The sequence below is a fragment of the Mariniradius sediminis genome, from assembly GCF_021491425.1.
Taxonomy (GTDB): domain Bacteria; phylum Bacteroidota; class Bacteroidia; order Cytophagales; family Cyclobacteriaceae; genus Mariniradius; species Mariniradius saccharolyticus.
In genome coordinates this window covers 64,689-82,857 of record NZ_JAKEVZ010000003.1, presented here as the reverse complement: position 1 = coordinate 82,857, position 18,169 = coordinate 64,689, and the positions used below count along the sequence as shown (strand labels likewise).

Genomic DNA, 18,169 nt, shown 5'->3' with positions numbered 1-18,169 from the left:
TTCTTCCTAGGACCTTGTTGAAGGCCACGCCAAACATCGAAGCATCGTTTCATTGAAATGTGGAAAAAACTGAGCAACCCGAAAGGACTGCTCAGTGATAAATCATCTGCTATCGACCTCCGCCAGCACTTCTCAACATCTCTTCGATTTTGGTTAGGTTGAATGACCCGGGAGTTTGTGAAGGTGGATAATCTTTCATTGTCATTAGAAACTTCGCCGCAAGTCCTTGAATTGGCACGATCACAAAAGGACGGTCCAAGAACCAGTCGTTGTAGGTATTGGAATTGTGTTGCGCTTTCTCGAATGGATCTCTCCGTAGGTTGAAGAGTAAAGGCGCACGAAGCTCAACGAAAGGCTCTCGCCACACGCCAAAGGCTTCGCCTCTGTTTTCCAAAAACACAACTTTCCAGTCACCATAGCGTGCAGCCACCACTTGGCCATCGTCATTGACATACCAAAACTCATTTCTCGGAGACACCTGGCTTTTTCCAGTCAGATAGTCGAGCTGATTGTATCCATCGATATAGTTCTTGTAAGTACGGCCATTGATGGTAGTCCCTTTGAGGAGCCTGTCCTTCACGTTGGTATCTCCTGCGATCGCAGCAAAGGTCGGCAGCCAATCTTCGTGGGACACAATGCCGTTGAGCGTGATGCCTGCGGGGAACTTCCCAGGCCAACGAACGAATGTAGGCACCCGATAAGCACCCTCCCAGTTGGAGTTCTTTTCCGAACGGAAAGGAGTCGTGCCGGCATCTGGCCAAGTATTGTAGTGCGGGCCATTGTCCGTCGAATACATCACGACGGTATTATCCGCGATTCCCAACTCGTCCAGAAGTTTGAGCAATTCGCCCACATGCATATCGTGCTCGACCATACCATCACCATATTCGTCCTGACCAGAAATGCCAATATGCTCTTCCTTTACATGGGTGCGGAAGTGCATGCGGGTACCGTTCCACCAGGTGAAGAAAGGTTTGCCTGCTGCTACCTGTTTTTTGATAAATTCCTTTGCCGCAGCGACGGTCTCATCGTCGATGGTCTCCATACGCTTTTTGGTCAGCGGTCCAAGCTCCTTGATGGTTTGTCCACCTTTGCCATCTGATTTGGTATGCAGAATTCCACGTGGCTTGAATGTCTCATAAAAGGTCTTTCCGTTTGCCAAGACCATATCCTTAGGGTAGTCCCTGTTTTCAGGCTCTTCTTCGGCATTGAGGTGGTATAGGCTCCCCATAAACTCATCAAAGCCATGCATTGTGGGCAAATGTTCGTCCCTGTCGCCTTGGTGGTTTTTGCCAAATTGCCCGGTGGCATAGCCTTGGGCTTTCAAAACAGTTGCCATGGTGACATCGGTTTTTTGCCAGCCTTCTTTTGCACCCGGCAAACCGACTTTGGTCATACCCGAACGCACCGGAACAGATCCACTGATAAATGCCGCCCGTCCAGCGGTACAGGACTGCTGTGCATAATAATCCGTAAATGCAATCCCCTCCTTAGCAATCCGATCGATGTTGGGTGTGCGATACCCCATCATGCCACGGTTATTGTGACTGATGTTCCAGGTTCCGATGTCGTCGCCCCAGATCACCAAGATATTGGGTTTCTTTTGGGCTTGTGCCTGACTAAGTGGAACCACGCCTGCCAGCAGAAAAAACAATAAGGTTAATCTTTTCATAATTAGTAAAAGGTTATGTTGAATTAAAGAACCCAAAAAGTAACATATCAATGGCAGACACTTCTCTTTTACTGTGTCGCCTTTGTCATATTTGCTTCAATGATGACAAATGCCAAAAAAGCGACATCTGTCTTTTTTCCTTTAGGTTCCTTTTTTAGCACTTTGTCTGAATCATTTTTTGCCCAACTGTCATTTTTTACCAGTTTCCAATTCGAATATTCACTAGTTTCCTTGAAAATATCCCCCAACCCAATCATGGATAACAGACGAGCCTTCCTCAAAAAGGCCGGAGCGCTTGTAAGTGCGTTTTCGGCACACAGCCTATTCCAAGAGCTGCATGCTGCAACTTGGAGCGAATTGGAGGAACGTTACCGGCATTTGGAGCCCTTGGAAATGGCCCAAAACGAGGACTATTGGGCTGTCATCCAACAGGGATATTCGGCCTCCGCCTCTCCGGTCATTATCCTCAACAACGGCGGCGTATCACCCAGCCCGATTGTGGTGCAGCAAGCCGTAGAAAGGTTCAACACGATGGCAAACCAAGGGCCATCCTACTATATGTGGAAAATACTCGACCAAGGCCGGGAAAACCTAAGGGCGGCATTGGCGCAATTAGGAGGCTGCGACCCCGAGGAAGTAGCAATCAACAGGAATTCCACAGAGGCTTTGGTGACAATCATCTATGGACTGGATCTACAAAAAGGGGACGAAGTAATCGGTTCGACCCAAGACTATCCAAATATGATGCAGGCTTGGAAGCAGCGTGCAATGCGGGAAGGAATTGTATACAAGCAGCTCACTTTTGACTTTCCAATCGAAAACGATGACATCATCGTGGAGGCCTACCGCAAAGCCATCACTTCCAAAACCAAACTGATCCATCTCACCCATGTGGTCAATTGGAACGGTCAGATCATGCCCGTCAGAAAAATCTGCGACATGGCACATGCCCAAGGCATCGAGGTCATCATTGATGGGGCACATTCCTACGGCCTATTGGATTTCAAGATTCCGGACTTGGGCGGGGATTATTTTGGCACAAGTCTGCACAAGTACCTGTCGGCCCCGATTGGCAGCGGGATGCTGTGGATCAAAAAGGAGAAAATCGGTAAGGTTTGGCCATTGGTCTGTGCGGGTGACCCAAAAAGCGGGGATATCCGGAAGTTTGAGAATCTCGGAACCCGTAGCTTCCCCATCGAGCAAGGGATCGGCGAGGCGCTCAACTTTCACAATGCTATCGGAACAAAACGGAAAGAGGAGCGTGTGCGCTACCTCAAAGATTATTGGGCGCAGAAAGCCAAGGAAATCCCGGGGGTCCACATTCATACTTCCCTCAAGCCAGAGTTTTCCTGTGCTTTGGCAGGGGTATCGGTAGAAGGTTTGACGCCAGGCGAGTTGGAGCGGGAATTGATGCTTAAATACAAGATCCATACCTCCCCGATTTCAGTCGAAAATATCCACTTGGTCCGGGTATCGCCACATGTGTACACCAAACTTTCTGATCTGGATCGATTGGTAGAAGCACTGAAAAAAATCGCCTCCCAGGTCTAAATGCTGCTCTTGTTGCTATCCGCCCATCCTTTCAATTTTTTTGACTGGACCTTTTCGATTTCGAAAGAAAGATGTTTCAAGTCTTGAAGCATCAGGTTGATCTCGGAATTGAGTTGCTCGTACATATTCGCCCGGTTGGTCAATTCATCACTGTTGTAGCGCCCTCCGGTGCCAAAAAACCTATCCCTTAATTCGGCCCGATGTTTTTCCTTTACCTCGTCGTAAAAGGCCAAACTTCTCCAATTTTTGATAATCTGCTCTCTCTTGGCGGGTTCTGCATCAGGATTGTCAGCGACATAATTGAGATAGTACCAAACCGGAGCGGGAAAAACCTTTGACACAGTCGGGGCTTCCCATATTTCCCTTAGATGGTTCCTTTCATGGGAAAACTCAATTTCCTTCTCGTTGAACAACATCAGCAAACCGAGGGAAGCCTCTGTGATACCTGTACCCAAACCGACCAATTCTGGCGCCTTGCCCTGTCCTACCAAGGCTACAGCCATGATCGCGCCAACACCTCCCACGACAATGGAGGCAATGGTCAGTCTGGAAGTCTTCTCATTTTCCTTACCCCTGAGGTAGTTAGCAACTTGATATATCCGCTCCTCTTCACAGTTGATCTCAGAAACGACAGATGTGATTTCCAGTTCAGCAAATTCGATTTGTTGGGAAAGTTGCTGGAACCGCTCCAAATGGCGCAGGCGATTTTCCAAACTTGGATTTTTTTCAAACGCCTCGAGGCTGGACAGGTAGACATTCAGTAGCTCCAACATGCCCATGGCGTGGGCGATATTGATACTTGAAAAGGAAAAGTTTTCAGCGACGACAGGGGCAAGTTCGACACTATGGATCGGTGGCGGGATTTCGTCCTCGTGATAGTCGTAATAGTATTGTTTGTAACAGTTATTGTCCCTATTCCTGGTATAAAGCGTAGGTTCATGAATCGTAGTGCAAGCCAACGACATCAGCAGAATTACTGGAATCAATCGGGTTTTCATGGGTTTTTATTGACTTTTTTTCTCAAAAACCTGATCAATAAAAAGATCCCGAATCCTATCAGATAGAATGGCCAAATCGTCACGAATCCGACCAATATCGTCAGCATTCCATTCCAACCATTGCTGAGTGCATTCAGTATCCTGTTGCCAAATCCTTTCTTTTGGCCGGAATTAACGGCATAGGGGAGCTCTTCGTAGAATGTGACATTCAGGGAACTGTATTGGATTTGGCTGCTAAGGTAATTGAATTGGCCCTGCATCATTTCGATGTCGGTGCGTACCTCGTTGATGTTTTTTTCAATTTCCAAAATGTCTTTTATCTCATTGGCTTTTGTCAAGAGCTCCCTGTACCGCTGCTCCAAAGCCTTTTTGTTTTCGATGCGGGTTTTGAGGTCATAGTACTGCGCAGTCACGTCATCAATATTGGCGGTCTTGTATTCGATGCGCCAAGCGAGCCCGGCGATCGCATTCAATAGGCTATCAAAATAGGCGCCCTCCACCCGGATGCTCAGTTGGTAGTTTCGGCGATACTGGTCATTGGATTGGTTTTCATTTTCGATATACGCTTTGTACCGCGGCAAAAGGCCTTTGATTTGTGCGTAGTCCTTCTCCAAATCCTGGGATTGGAAGGAAATATTCCCGGATTTCCGAATTTTCTTTTCGACTAGGGCTGGTTCCGAGAGATTGGATTCTGAGGCAAAAGGAGCGGGCTGTCCGGTAACTGGAACATCAAGCACTTCCTCAAAATCAGCCATTTCACTGGTTGGAACTTCCAAACTTCCTCCCCCGCAGGCCGCGAGGATAAACGTAACGATCCAAAAAAGCTTCATGGTGTCAATAAGTTTACCTTAAAAATAAAGAAAAAATTCGTGGAAAATAACGCAGGTCGGAAGACAAAGCTTTACATCATTTTTCCTGCCCAAATCCTGGTACTGAAGCTCAGTTGTATTCCCCTTCCCCAAAATTCAGCTCAAAAAGCGGCTGTCCGGTTCGGTCTTTATAGTGGTAGGAAAGTTTGGTCTTTTGTTCACGAAACAAGCGCATGCCCTCGTTATCCTTTAGATTTGCCAAGATCTGGGCGGAAAGGTATTGCTTGAGGTCCGCCTCGTCAAAATTCCCCTTTTCCAGATTTATCAGCGTATAATTGTAGCGAAACTCGTTCTTTCCCACGATTTCTGTATTATCCAAGCGGGTCTGTTGATCTACCTGCGTCGGACAGCCCTTGTTGATTTCCTCGGAAAGCAGGTGGAGCTGTTTTTCGTAGGGGCTTTCCTGATTGGAAACCTGTGCGTCAGAAACTGTTCCTTCGCTGCTCACTCGATGGTAAATTTTCTTGATAACAAGAGCGGTAGTCAGTACGACTATCAAAGCCAGAAAAATGTAAATCTTCCTTTTCTTGTCTTGCAATGATTTGGAGGCTTGAGCCATCTTGATGGGGTGTTTGCGTGTGGGCTGGGAATGGAAAATTACCTAAATTTTCTTAAATCCAACCAAACTGTCGCCAATTCCAAGAAATCGTAACGCTTGGGCATGGATTTCATTTGACCCAATATCCGCTGAAAAGGGATTTCCAAGAAGGCAATGGTGCTCAGGAGGCAGATGTCTCCAAGACCGGCTTTTGGGAAAGATTCATGCGGCGGGATCTCTTCTGCTTCTTTTTCGTCCTTCTGTTCCACCAAATCAACGTACCTGTGATTGGCAACGACGTCGCTACCATACAAGCCAAAAACCATAGGAACTTGGTTGCCTGCCCAAAAATCTCTCCAGTATGCAGGCTCTTCACCGAGCGGCCGATTTGCTGCCGAAAACTCAAGTCGGCAAAAAGCTTGGCTTCGACAAGCTCAAGGCGCGATTGTTCAAATGAAAGTTGGTCGGCACCCGCCCTTGCCCAGAACCCAATTTGGGACTTGCTAACGCTGATGGGCTCGTCAGCATAAGCAGGAATGGAAATCCTGACGTTTCCGGGGTAGGAAAGCCGCGCCTGTGTTTTTGAAAGTACTTCATCCAGTGAAAAATCAGCCGCAGGTAATTTCGGTGCTTCGATTTCAACTTTCGGTTCTGATTTGGGGGCTTGGAAAGTATCCCAAGTTTTCTGCCAACCTTCCTTGTACCATTGGAAAGACCAGAAAGGACCTGTGACAGACATAATGAAAAGAAAGATCAGGGAATAAAATGCCAGGGTATTGTGCAAGTCATGGTTGATTCTTTTCCAATTTCCCGACCATTTGACTGTCAAGCCTTGTTTCCATGCGCTGATTTTTTGGGGAAACCATATGACGATGCCTGTCAAGACTCCCAACAAGAAAAGCAATGTGGCAATTCCATTGATCAATCGTCCCAGTTCCATATTGCTCATGGAGGATAGGATGGGCTCTTTTACCTGATCAAGCAGCAGCCATCTGTGTAAGGAAAACATGTATCCCATCCAAGTTTCGGCAGAGGTCTTGTCTTTGTTGGATGCCAGAATACCTCCGGTATAGGGATCTACATAATAATTGATGGGACGTTCTTCCTCAGCCTTTTTAAGAGAAAAAATAACGCTGCGGTCTTCGCTACCATAAATCTGCACAGAAGTCACTTCCCCCTCCAGACTGCCTTCCAGCTGTGTCTTCAGATGATCCAGCGGAATCCTCTCCGAGCCCGGCTTCACCACGTACCGATCCTTGTCTGCCCACTCGCGGATTTCGGTGTTGTAGACGTAAATCGTGCCGCTCAAGCAGACGGCGATCACCACCAAGCCCGCGGTGAGCCCCGCGTAGAGGTGGATTTTTTGGAAGACTTTACGAACGACTTTCCACATACAAGATCCTGAAAGGCACAAAAGTAAATAAAATTTATTTTATTTAGATTTAATCTAATCTAAACTCAATGAAAATTTTTTTTACATGCATCCTTCGATCGAAAAAGCAGAGAAGTCATCCCAAGCCGTTGTAAGAAAGCAAAAAAGGAAGGCTCTCGCCCTCCTATTGTGATTGAGAGTATAACCTTTTCTTTAGGGAAAATTTAAGAATCCTGAGTTGACCCAGCGGTCTTCCAGGCTGATTTTACTCCATCCTCCAATTTCCTCGACGACAAAGAGTTCCTCGCCCTTTCCGACCGTGCCCACCATGGAGAATGTGTTTTGCGGGCCGCTGCGTACACGGAGGACATCTGCCTTGACGGTCGCATACTTTACAGGTTGGGTAAATCTGGTCGCCACCCAATGCGATTGGGAATTGGATATGCGCGACCAGCCGTTCTTTTCGTCATAAACCCTCAAAATGGACCCGGTCAGGAGTGGTTCGCGATCAGCTACGATAAGGGCTGTGGTTGTCGGTGCGTCGCGGATATTGAGGCGTGAGGCGGTGACGACTGCATATCCTTTGAGGTTGGGACTGGAAGTGGCGGGCTGATATCCATCCAACTCCCGCTGCACCAAGGGCAAAAAATGCTTGGTGGCATCGTAGACCGAATTACCTCCAAAGAAATTGGTACCTGGACAGGACTTGGTATTCCTGCCGCCATTGTTGCGCACGCCCGAACTCAGATCAAACCAATGGTGATACACGATGGAATACACATTGACTGGCAGGTTGAACCGCTTGCAAAGCATGGCCGTCATCTTGACGATGGTATCGCGTTGCTGGGGAGTCATATTGTCACCACCCCTATCAAAATTCCCGAAATGCTCCAGACAGATGGCATTCGAATTTTGCCCGTATATGCACGCCGGGACACGCTCCAAGGGCCTGCCAGTGAGGATCGTTCCGTCGGGGAAAGTGGTAAAATGCTGACCGATGTCTGCCCAGCCGTTGGCGCCGATATGGTGATTCCTCATGGCCTGCTGCCGTTCGAAATGGTTTCTACCGTCGAAATGCGCATAGCTTGGGTTCCAGGTATGGTGTTGTTGGATGTGGAGGATTGTCCGTCCGACGCGCTGTTGTCCAAGCCAGGTTCCGAACTCGGCCAGGGTCATTTTTGTGAATCCATGTCTGCTTTCCATAGCGTAAAAATTAAGGTGTAAAAAGTGAAACTTCGAGATTGATAAATTTAGGGAATTTTTAGAAGATTAATAAGGCTAACCCTAGCATGAAATAACAAAAAGTTAATGATGTACAGCATATCAATCTCCGCTGTCCATCTATCCTTTCGTGATTCCCATCCACTTTAAGCCGAAGGCCCAAGCCCTCCCTATTTTCTACTATTTGGCCATCAATAAGAGATGCCTTATGTACGGAATATGCATCAAGCCTACACGGAATATCGATCCATAAGGCACGGAATATGTCGAGGATGATTCAGGGTTTGGGAGCAATAATCGAGCATACACAATATTGGCAGCCACAAGAATACCAGCATTGCCTCACCCGCTTTCTCTTATGGGAACTTGATCACAAAGCCAAGTCCAACGGAGGCGCCGACCTTTCCGGAAGAATCAATTGTGATGGGGACTCCTGCTTTGGCTGAAAGTGCATCGGTAATCTTGAAGTTCAATCCAGGTGTGATTTGCCCGGAGGGACCATCCTTTCCATAGAGGAATTTCCCCGCAAGCTCAGGCGAAAGTCTCCCATTGGGGAAAAAGACCGCCTTGCCGTCTATAGACACCGAGGGTTTGTACTTGAAATCCGTTTCGGCAGAAATACCCGACTCCAACTTCAGCCGGGCGTCAAACAATGTCCAATTCCCTCCTAACTTTATAAATCCTTTCGCTTTGTCCGCTTGGGTAGGATCAACGGTAGACTCTTCGGCTTTTATTCCCGTCGATGCCGAGAGACCAGTTGATTTGTCCTTTGCCGCCAACTCAGCAGATGCTGTCCGAGCATCTCCTGTGGTTTTTTCCGAAGCTTTTGCGGTAACTCCCTCCCCAACAGATTGCTCCGCCGAGCGGGTTGTCGTCGCTTTTCCTTTGGTTTCCCCTTTTGTAATGTTTTGCTCAGTCACAACCTCTACCTTCGTTTCGACTTTTGGGGTCTCCTTTGCTTTATCCTTTTGTTCCTCCCCTTCCCTTTGGATAAAATTATATCCCGAAAGTTCTTTTTGCTGGATCGTATGGGCGAGTTCATGGGCCAATAGCCGCTTGCCCAATCCACCCCTTGGATCAAAATACTTTTTCTGAAAGAATATATCCGAGCCAAGCGTAAATGCCTTGGCGTTGATTTCCTTGCTCAATTGGGTGGCATGATCGTCGGTATGAATCCGTACGTCCGAAAAATTCCGACCAAACGAACGCTCCATTTGCGTCTTCGTATCCGTTGGCAGGGCGGTCCCTGTAGAAGACTTTGCATCGGAAATGAATGCCGGTCCTGGATGTGGCGTCGCGGCCTCTCTGGTCGATCCCATGATTTGCCCCGCCAAATCTACCGCCGCCTTCTCACGCTGGTCGGAGGGCAGGCTCACTTTGGTATCCTTGCAAATCTGATCGGACGAAAAAAAATCCCCCTTACGGGTGAAATTTTTGGGTTGCGTTGTGGTTTTCTGCTCTTTCATCCGTCCCTTCATTTTGCGGAATCATCAATTGTCTTACTTCAAAATCTACTTCCCCTCCTTCTCCAATTCACGCTTGATACCGCGCAGTAGCTGTTCCTTGGAAAGCACATAATTCCCTGTTTCAATGCTTGTCAGGGAAAGGTATTGGACGATGTTCACGATATGCGAACCCGTCAGTTCGTAGCGCTCCGCAATCTCGGGCAAATGGAGTTCCCTACTGGCTTGAAGCTGGCTTGGGAGGGATTTTTTCCACAAAGCCAATCTATCCTCTGTCCTCGGAAGCGGGAAATAGATCAGTGCATTGAATCGGCGGATAAACGCCGCATCGATATTGTTTTTGAAATTGGAGGCCAAAATGACAAGTCCATTATAGGACTCAATCCTTTGTAGCAGGTAGGATACCTCTTGGTTGGCGTACTTGTCATGGGCGTCACGTACGCCTGTCCGCTTTCCGAAGAGTGAATCGGCTTCATCGAAGAAGAGGATCCAATCCTTGTTTTCGGCCTTGTCAAACAGCGTGGCGAGGTTTTTTTCCGTTTCCCCAATATATTTCGAAACCACCATCGATAGGTCTATCTTGAATACCTCCCGACCTGTATATTTCCCCAAGAGCGTTGCCGTGACGGTTTTTCCCGTTCCCGGCGGACCGTAAAACAAGGCACGGTAGCCGGGTTTAATCCGCCGTCCAATATCCCATTCACGCAAAATGGTATCCTTGTGCCTAAGCCAAGCCTGCAGTTCTTCGATCTGTTGCCATACCTGTGGTGGCAAGACCAAATCCTCCCAAGACATGTTGGATTGGAGGTGTTCTGCGGGGAAATTGATGCTGAGTGTCGGCAGGCTGATTTTTCCGGTCGTCAGTACCTCCACATATTCGGGATCGATGGAAAGCTTGCCGCTGAGCTTGGGTTCTCCATTTTTGACGGGCTCGAGGTACAGTACCCGGTGCTTCACCAGCGGATTGTCCTGGTCAAAAAGCGGAAGAAAACTCAAGCGCCGTTCCAGGTCCATCCCGGCCAAAATGAACACCACCGTTTCTCCCGTCGCTACCATTCCCCGTGAATTCTCCCCCTTTGTCCCACCAAACTCAGGAAATTCACCACCCTGTGGAAGGTAATCCCGGATCAGCCGTTCGAAAAAGCCCGGCACCAAGTGGGGCACGATCGCCGCAGTAAGCAGAATGATGTTTTCGTCGCTTAGCTGGTAATGTCTGAAAAAGGCCAACAGTGGGTCGCTTTCTGTATTTTCCTCCAATACAAACTCTGGCTTGTGAAACGGTTTTTCATGAAAAAAATGGTCAAGCCGGTTGCGGATGGCTTGCTCCAAAAATGAAAAAGCAGGAATGAAGGTACTTTTCATAGAGGTTAGATTAGGAAGGCGTATGTGTCGGTGTGGCCGCGCAGCAGTCCCAAGTGCCACCGACTCTTCTGGTATTGGCTACATAGCCGAGGAAATCGTCGCCTGGATTGGTCAATGTGGCCCTGAGAATCCCGGCGTCAGCGACCGAACTCGCCACAAAGGAGGGCGGAAGCGTCTTGGTCGTATAAAGGGTTCCGCGCATCACCCAATTACCCCTCGAGCCTGCACGAAGTGGACGGGTAAACATATCATTTACGCCGCCGAGGATCGGTCTTACGTTACCATTGCCATCCACGCTCCATGCCTCCCAATACCTGCGAATCGGTTGCCATCCGGTGTAGGCAGATCCATCGCACATTGTGGCATTGAAAGTGTTGTCGATCCGCTGGACGATGAATCCGTTGCGCATGGTGGTTCGGAATCCAACCTGCCAGTTGAACTCAAACGGCAGGCCGGGCGCACAGGTGTTGTAAGTCCGCGGCACCACGTCGACCGTGGTGACGGTATTGTCGACAGCCAAGGTCTCTGCTTCATGGGTAGCGCCGGCGGCGTTCAATTCCGCAAGGATGGTTTGGGTGGTATCTGCACCCATTTTCCCATCCTGTTCCAAGTCAAACATGGCTTGCCACCGGACCACCGCTTCTACAAATTCCTGGTCGATTACTGCGGGATATTGTTCAATGCCGATCACATCCCGCACGTTCATGATATTGTATGGATCATGAAACCGCGTCTCGTTATACCTAATTGCTGTTTGAATCTCGGCCTCGGTCAATTCCCTCGCCTCTGCCGTCGGATTGGGTGGCTCGACCATCAAATCACGCTGGATCATATTTCCCCCAATCCCAACTTCCTCGTCGAGCTGCTCTGCAAATCCACCACCGCCTGTCTGCTGGACGACATGCGTCAGTTCATGGGCCAAGAGCTGTTTTCCTGAACTAGATTCCGGGTTGTATTGTCCCGAGTTGAAAAAAATATGGTTTTGATGGGTAAATGCCCGTGCGTTCAGTTTTCTATTGATTTGATGGGACTGGTGGTTGTCTTGAATCCTGACGTTTCCAAAGCCTTTTCCGAACCGGGACTCCATCCAAGAGCGCGTATCCTTTCCCAAAGCTTCACCTCCACCTGACTCAGACCGGATGGCGGATTCCACTTCGCCATCTGCTTCCCCGCCTTTGGAAAATCTCTTCATCTGCACTTTTTCCTCTTCTTCGCATTCCGCGCATTTTCTTTGAATCTGTGAAATGAAAAGTCCGCCAACCCCGCCAAGTTCATGTACAGACTTCCCCTCTGTAGCGAGGACTCTGTCGGCGATGGTATCAGCTTCTTGCTCATACTTATCATTAGGGGCATTCACGGTGAGTTTCGCCTGAAAAAATGGCGATCTCCTTTGGGCATTGTTCCCCGATAAGGATTCTTTTTTTGAAGCGGTGGAAGCCATAATCTCTTCGTTTTAACTCCAATCCACGTACATTATTTCGTTCATCCAAGGCAACTTGATGATGCCAATTCCCCAAGGCAACTTGCCGAGAAGTACATCCACGGTCTTGCGCTCGATCTGAAGTTTACATCCATTTGTAGCGGGAATTATCTTGCCATCCCGCTGGAGAAAAGTCTCCCGCAGACCCGCATTACTGGTGTTTTTCAAAACAGCCCAATGCTGGATTACCTCCGAAAGCATTGCTTCACATTCCATTTTCCAAGATTCGGCCAACTCAATCTCCAGTTCCAAAACCTGGTGCAGGGGAATCCCGAGCAGGACTTTGATCAATGGGAAATGATTTTCACTCAGCGTATTATCGCCCCAAACCAAAAACTGTAGGATTTTCGCTGCTGCCATTTGCGCGTTAGGAGAGATGAAATGCCCCTCTTTTTGCAATTCCAGGGTATCCAAAAGTGCCGGAATAAAGGGGTGCAGGAGTACCAAACCCGCATTGGAAACATATATGTCCTCCAATACTTCCTCGTGAGGTCCATCTTTTTGGGGCATTATAGGCGTTTGTGCTGTGTTGGGGGATGAACTTGGGTCTGCCTTGGAAGCCTGCAGTTTATCCGCAGTACTGGCATTTGAACCGGTATCAGGGCTTTGACGCATCTTTTGCTTCACAAAATTGGAAAACGCTTTACCCAAGTCCTCAGCCAATACGGGCTGCAAGGCAACTACCTTCTGCACCAATTGGCTTACTCTTTCCAAAAACCCAACCCGAGTTTCTTGACCATTGAAATTAAAAAATTCCCAAATTCTATCCGGGTTTTCCATCCAATGTACTGAAAAAAACTCGGCGAGTATCGGCACCTGAGATTCAGGTTGCACCTCGATGATCCTTTGAAAGAACTGCAGCCAGGCAGTACTGGAAACCATAGGAATCGAAACAATGACTTCAAAAACCGACTCAAAAAAGGATCGATCGACGTGGGCTTTTTGTGCGGCAAAATCCAATAAATCGCTGATCTCTGGAGGCGGGTTATCTGCTAGGCGGTTTAAGAAATCCCTTCGAAAAGCCAATGAAAAACCCCGATGAAAACGCATGCGAAAGACAGAAGACCTCCTCAAAAACGCGGCGAGTTTGAGGGCTTGGGAAGTAGTCATGTCCAGACCCTTTTCCAATTCTATCGGCGCAGAAAAGGGGCTGTTCCAAGGGAAATAGCCTTTTTCGAGGAAAAATACCATGACCTCTTCGGCCTGCTGCTCGATGGTCTTTTCATACCTGGGATTCATGCGGACGCTTTGGAGTTTCTCTTCCAACAGCTTGGGGATAGCCAGCAGCATTTCCTCTTCCCAATTTTCACCAGAGAGTTTCCCGCAGTCCAAAATCAGCTTGTCCAATACGATCGTCGCGCGAGGATCTGCAGACCGGTCAAAAGCCTTTTGCAGGAGGGGTTCAATCTTTTCGTAAAACAACAATCCCAAATTATCCTGCATACCCAGCGCCCCCTCCATTCCTTCAAATTGAACTTGGAGGGAGGCTGTATGGATCTTATGGTATTGGGCTCTGTTCATCCTTTACAGGATTTCTCCCCATTTTTTCAGCAAATTCAGGTAGTTTGGTTTGGCGCTGACTTCGCCGTTTTGTTCAGTCTGGGCAATCGCTACGGCGATGTCATTGCCTATCCTGCTGAGGATTTGGGCCTCCAATCGGCCCAATTGCCCCCTTTCGCGTAGCACTGCCCAATCCCGGGCGTGCCTTAACATCACCTCAAATACATTTGCCAAGGGAAGTTCGCCTCGATCAAAATCTCCTTTTTGGACGCAAACAATATACATCAACAGTAATGCGAGAATCCTATAGAGTTGCAGTGCCAGCCCCCTCAGTTCTTTGGATTCGAGGATGATGGTTTGAAGCTGATTCAGCCATGCAATCAGGGTTTTTTCGAATCCCCCATCGCCGAATACTTCGCGGAGGAACTTGATTTGATCATCAATATTCGCTCCCGAAACTTGGCGCAACGCCGCAAAAAACTCCTTGACCTGCCCATAGGATTGGAACATTTCCACAAACCGCTTGAACTGGTCCGTGGTACCTCCTTTGTCAAACGATTCAAAGAGCCTAATGATCTCTTCCAAAGACCCGCAGCTTTTTTCCCGTGGTCCATCGTCAATTACCCTGATGGCGACAGAAATTCGGACTGTATCCGAAGCGAAATTTCCGGCATTATCGGTCACCTTGAGGCCAAATGTATATTCTCCGGGCATAAGTCCCGAAACGTCCGTCCTTGCTTGATTCGGTGTTGAAATGATCGCGGTTACCGGCCCAGCCTCCTGTCTCCATTCAAAGCTAAGTGCAGCACCCTCAGGATCAGCCGATGCGCTGCCATCCAGAATCGCCCTACCCGGACTGTTGGGATTTGGGATGAAGATACTTTGGTCCTGTCCGGCATTGGCAGTGGGTGGCTGGTTCTGTCTGCCCACGACCGTTACTTTCACGGCATCCTGAGCGGTTAAGCCCTTATCGTCGGTGACTTTGAGTGAAAATTCATATTCGCCAAGGGCAGGCACGATCACGGTCGTTGCGGCTGTATTTGGAGTTTGTATTGTTGCGGCAGGACCACTTACCTGCGACCAAGCAAAGGCGACAATCGAACCATCCGCATCTGAAGATGCCGAGCCATCCAAAACCGTCGAAGTGGGTCTATTGAATGTGAGCGTGACCGTTTGATCCGGACCCGCTTTGGCAATCGGTGCTGCGTTTGGCCGGGCATTGACGGTGATTGTAACCGTATCTTGGGCGGAAGCGGCCTTGTCATCCATAACCTTAAGTGTAAACGCATATACGCCAGGAGACTGGAATCTCACCTCTGTCGCCGCTTTATCCGGATTAACAATCTGTGCTGCAGGACCCGAAGCCTGCGACCATTCAAAAATCAATGCCGCTCCTTCCGGATCCTTTGAGTTGGATCCGTCGAGTGTCGTTGTTGCCAATCCATCGACAGGCATTTCCAGTGTTCTATCCGCTCCTGCGTCTGCGGTTGGTCCTTGATTCTCGGGTTCCTCTTCCTCCGGAATCACATAGGCAATAGGCGGACAGTCGCTATTGATCATGTAGGGCAAATAGAAATCCGCAATCACAGTCCCTTTTGGAATCGGTGTTGCCCGTTCCTTGATTTCCTTGTCCCTGTTGCGCAAGGCATCCAAGACCGCCTTGGCTGCATCCCCGAGATTGAGCTCTTTGATGAGGTCGGAAGCAAACTCAAATTCGGTCCGTTTTGCGGCCAAGCTAAGCGATTCGATCTCTTTGGAAACGGTTGATTTTGAAACAATATTGGCTGATTTCGCCAAGTTTGCGGTAGCCGGCTGCGCTTCCTTGATCGCCAAGCCGGCAAATGCGTTCCGGATCAAATCGAGATTGAGATTCAGACCCGGATTTGCCAGTTCGGGAAGTGTCAAGACTCTTTCGGTTTCTCCATTGTAGACCAAAATAAAAGTACCTCCTTTGGTCACCCCTGCCTTATGCTCCATGCCGGGATGCTTTTTGAAGTACTTGTCAAAATTGACAGCGGCATGGTAAGCTTCCATCCGCGACAAATACTCATCCTTGAGTGCAAAAAGCTTTTCATTGGCACATTTGAATAGCAACTCCCGGTTGGAGGCCGTGAAAAATTTCTTGATCTCCTCGTTTTCGGAGTTGGCGGATTCCTTGATCAGACTTTCGACGGTTTTGGAATAGGGCGTCCAGAGTTTTGTGAAGCTTTCTTCCTCGAATGTATGTAGATCTACTGCGAGCAAGTATTTCACGATCTCGGCCAATTGCTGCAAGAAAATCACCAACAAATCCGGCTGCTTTATGATGTAGTCGTAGAAAGGCTTTTGGTTGACAATGAACAGTCCCACATCCATACCGACAAAATCTGCTAGTTTCTCGCCCTCCTCGACATCTTTTAGCGCCAGGTTTTTGATAATATCTGCATTGGAAATACTGATGGGAATGTTTTTGGAAATATCGGATTTGATGGACTTCTGCATATCCACAAGGTTTTTGGAGATGTAGAAGTTTTTCCTCGATACCAAATCTGTGATCCCACGGTCGGGGATAATGGCACGCTTGGGCCGGAGATTTCCGACGTATGCGATGATTTGTTGTAGCTGGCAGACGATGCCCGTGATCATCACCCGAAAGTCAGATTCCAAATCCTCCACATGACAGCGGATATCCCTACCATTGAGGATGGCAGAGAGGTCCACGGCATTCAGGGCGATCACGTCAAAGGGCAAATTGAAGCGTTTTTGCTGTCGGAGGATCTCCGTGAGCGCAGTCCTGTAGTTTTTCCCGATATGTCCTTCGATTCGGAAGGCATTGTAGCGCTCGATATCATAGAGCAAGGGGTTTTTGACAGGCTCAGGCGCATCGGATTGAAGCGCCGCGCGGTATCCCAATGTGAAGCGCTCGTTGCCGTTGTAGGCACGACTGAAGTACCAAAGCGGGTTGACACGCTCCCAATCGTAGTAATAAGGAATCGCCCTGTAGGAAATGTAATCGCCACCAAGGGTACTTGGCGTGATGGCGATGGCCTCGTTGGTCCGAAGCTTGTCCCCGATAAACGCCTGCACCATGGCCACCAATCGTTCGAGCAGCATGGCGGCTTCCTCGGCTTTTTTTCCCTGTCCATCCAAAATCGGCGAAGGCTCAAAATAATGGCGCTGGCTATTCCTTCTTCCCAAGCGGGTATTTTCGTGGGCCGAACCGAGATTCAAATGCAGCGGGAAATCCATTTCCTCGGGGCAGCATTCTCCAAACACCTCCCGGGTTTGGGCCCTAAACTCAATATAGGCCTTGAGCAGATCATCCACAAAGTCATAAAAGTATTGGACAAAAATGCGCTGGGTGGTATTGCCTGAGAGTTTCTTTTTGATTTCGATCAGGTCGAGACCTGCGAGGGGATTTTCCAAAGGAAGGCCCAAAAGCGGTGCAAACCTATCCCAACTCCGAACGAGGTTTTCCGAAAGCCTTTTCAGTGTATTGTCGTCTGTAATCGCAAGGAAACCATTAAGAATATCCTCCGCTGTGTTCATGTCAGCGACCGGTACATTGAACCTCTTTAGCAGAATGGAGTTGAATCCCAACTGCCGGATGTAGGTGTATAATTTCTTTTTCACCAAAAGTGTCTTTTGGACAAAGTCCAGCCTGCTTCCCTTGTCGTTGCAGTCTTGGGTATCGCAGTTTTTGAGGTCAATTTGGGAAGCTTCCAGAAAAACAACGACCACATAATCCTGCAATTTCAGCATCGTGAGCGGCTGCTTCCCTTCGGTTTCCTTGTCGCTATCCGGGATCAGCTCGAGTAAATCCTTTTCTCCGTAAAATGGTACACTTGCGCGATTTTCGGTGCTGCATTGGGTCAAAAAGTAAAGGTCAGTCGGCAAGGCAGGCGGCGTGTAACCAACGAAATGCGTGTAGTTCGTATCGCAAAGCTGGAAGAGAAAACCCTGGGAACTGAGACCACAGCCCTTGCTGATGGCAATCGCGGAATTGCTGCTGTTGATTTCCAAACCGCAGACGATACCTCTACCCAGGAGCTTGATGCGAGTCAGCCGTTCCTGCTGTTCCAGGTAGTTCAACAAGTTGTTCAGGTGGGAATTGGACAATACCTGATCAGCTTCAAAGACGGGATATGATTGTAAAGCCTGCAT

12 protein-coding genes are annotated in these 18,169 nt (G+C 48.6%); 1 reads left to right on the top strand and 11 read right to left on the bottom strand.

Annotation, left to right across the window (positions count from 1 at the left end; genetic code table 11):
* Window positions 1-109 precede the first annotated feature (109 nt).
* Window positions 110-1,672, bottom strand: coding sequence for an arylsulfatase (locus tag L0U89_RS04875; protein WP_234860504.1), 1,563 nt, complete (start codon window positions 1,670-1,672; stop codon window positions 110-112).
* A 255-nt stretch (window positions 1,673-1,927) separates the two neighbouring features.
* Here L0U89_RS04875 and L0U89_RS04870 point away from each other — a divergent pair, with 255 nt between their 5' ends.
* A complete protein-coding gene (locus L0U89_RS04870) occupies window positions 1,928-3,223 on the top strand; it encodes an aminotransferase class V-fold PLP-dependent enzyme (RefSeq protein ID WP_234860503.1) in 1,296 nt (431 codons plus the stop codon).
* Here the strand turns inward: L0U89_RS04870 and L0U89_RS04865 are convergent.
* From L0U89_RS04865 to L0U89_RS04820, 10 genes are all read right to left on the bottom strand, one after another.
* Window positions 3,220-4,221, bottom strand: a complete 1,002-nt coding sequence (locus tag L0U89_RS04865) for a hypothetical protein (RefSeq protein ID WP_234860501.1) — start codon at window positions 4,219-4,221, stop codon at window positions 3,220-3,222. The two genes, L0U89_RS04870 and L0U89_RS04865, sit on opposite strands and share 4 nt — an antisense overlap.
* The gene (locus L0U89_RS04860) at window positions 4,218-5,051 is read right to left on the bottom strand and encodes a DUF4349 domain-containing protein (protein WP_234860500.1); all 834 of its coding nucleotides are present in this window, start codon (window positions 5,049-5,051) and stop codon (window positions 4,218-4,220) included. The genes L0U89_RS04865 and L0U89_RS04860 overlap by 4 nt, the downstream gene beginning before the upstream one ends.
* Before the next feature lie 109 nt (window positions 5,052-5,160).
* Window positions 5,161-5,649, bottom strand: a complete 489-nt coding sequence (locus tag L0U89_RS04855; RefSeq protein WP_234860499.1) for a DUF8479 domain-containing protein — start codon at window positions 5,647-5,649, stop codon at window positions 5,161-5,163.
* A 160-nt stretch (window positions 5,650-5,809) separates the two neighbouring features.
* The gene (locus tag L0U89_RS04850) at window positions 5,810-7,021 is read right to left on the bottom strand and encodes a PepSY-associated TM helix domain-containing protein (protein WP_234860498.1); all 1,212 of its coding nucleotides are present in this window, start codon (window positions 7,019-7,021) and stop codon (window positions 5,810-5,812) included.
* A gap of 192 nt (window positions 7,022-7,213) precedes the next feature.
* Window positions 7,214-8,203 carry an N-acetylmuramoyl-L-alanine amidase gene (locus L0U89_RS04845; protein ID WP_234860497.1) on the bottom strand — a complete coding sequence of 330 codons (990 nt, stop codon included), beginning with the start codon at window positions 8,201-8,203 and terminating at the stop codon, window positions 7,214-7,216.
* 374 nt (window positions 8,204-8,577) lie between these two features.
* Entirely contained in the window at window positions 8,578-9,687 is a 1,110-nt protein-coding gene (locus tag L0U89_RS04840) for an eCIS core domain-containing protein (protein WP_234860496.1), read from the bottom strand.
* Window positions 9,688-9,732: 45 nt separating this feature from the next.
* A complete protein-coding gene (locus L0U89_RS04835) occupies window positions 9,733-11,046 on the bottom strand; it encodes an ATP-binding protein (RefSeq protein ID WP_234860495.1) in 1,314 nt (437 codons plus the stop codon).
* Window positions 11,047-11,056: 10 nt separating this feature from the next.
* Window positions 11,057-12,487 carry an eCIS core domain-containing protein gene (locus tag L0U89_RS04830; RefSeq protein WP_234860494.1) on the bottom strand — a complete coding sequence of 477 codons (1,431 nt, stop codon included), beginning with the start codon at window positions 12,485-12,487 and terminating at the stop codon, window positions 11,057-11,059.
* Window positions 12,488-12,499: 12 nt separating this feature from the next.
* Window positions 12,500-14,047, bottom strand: coding sequence for a contractile injection system tape measure protein (locus tag L0U89_RS04825; protein ID WP_234860493.1), 1,548 nt, complete (start codon window positions 14,045-14,047; stop codon window positions 12,500-12,502).
* Window positions 14,048-14,050: 3 nt separating this feature from the next.
* Window positions 14,051-18,169: a PKD domain-containing protein gene (locus L0U89_RS04820; protein WP_234860492.1), complete on the bottom strand. Its 4,119-nt coding sequence runs from the start codon at window positions 18,167-18,169 to the stop codon at window positions 14,051-14,053.

Bases quoted from the DNA above. Each gene is read 5' to 3' on its own strand.
- L0U89_RS04870 (WP_234860503.1), top strand. From the start codon at position 1,928: ATGGATAACAGACGAGCCTTCCTCAAAAAGGCCGGAGCGCTTGTAAGT.
- L0U89_RS04825 (WP_234860493.1), bottom strand. From the start codon at position 14,047: ATGAACAGAGCCCAATACCATAAGATCCATACAGCCTCCCTCCAAGTT.
- L0U89_RS04835 (WP_234860495.1), bottom strand. From the start codon at position 11,046: ATGAAAAGTACCTTCATTCCTGCTTTTTCATTTTTGGAGCAAGCCATC.
- L0U89_RS04845 (WP_234860497.1), bottom strand. From the start codon at position 8,203: ATGGAAAGCAGACATGGATTCACAAAAATGACCCTGGCCGAGTTCGGA.
- L0U89_RS04850 (WP_234860498.1), bottom strand. From the start codon at position 7,021: ATGTGGAAAGTCGTTCGTAAAGTCTTCCAAAAAATCCACCTCTACGCG.
- L0U89_RS04840 (WP_234860496.1), bottom strand. From the start codon at position 9,687: ATGAAAGAGCAGAAAACCACAACGCAACCCAAAAATTTCACCCGTAAG.
- L0U89_RS04855 (WP_234860499.1), bottom strand. From the start codon at position 5,649: ATGGCTCAAGCCTCCAAATCATTGCAAGACAAGAAAAGGAAGATTTAC.
- L0U89_RS04875 (WP_234860504.1), bottom strand. From the start codon at position 1,672: ATGAAAAGATTAACCTTATTGTTTTTTCTGCTGGCAGGCGTGGTTCCA.
- L0U89_RS04830 (WP_234860494.1), bottom strand. From the start codon at position 12,487: ATGGCTTCCACCGCTTCAAAAAAAGAATCCTTATCGGGGAACAATGCC.
- L0U89_RS04820 (WP_234860492.1), bottom strand. From the start codon at position 18,169: ATGCAGGCTTTACAATCATATCCCGTCTTTGAAGCTGATCAGGTATTG.
- L0U89_RS04865 (WP_234860501.1), bottom strand. From the start codon at position 4,221: ATGAAAACCCGATTGATTCCAGTAATTCTGCTGATGTCGTTGGCTTGC.
- L0U89_RS04860 (WP_234860500.1), bottom strand. From the start codon at position 5,051: ATGAAGCTTTTTTGGATCGTTACGTTTATCCTCGCGGCCTGCGGGGGA.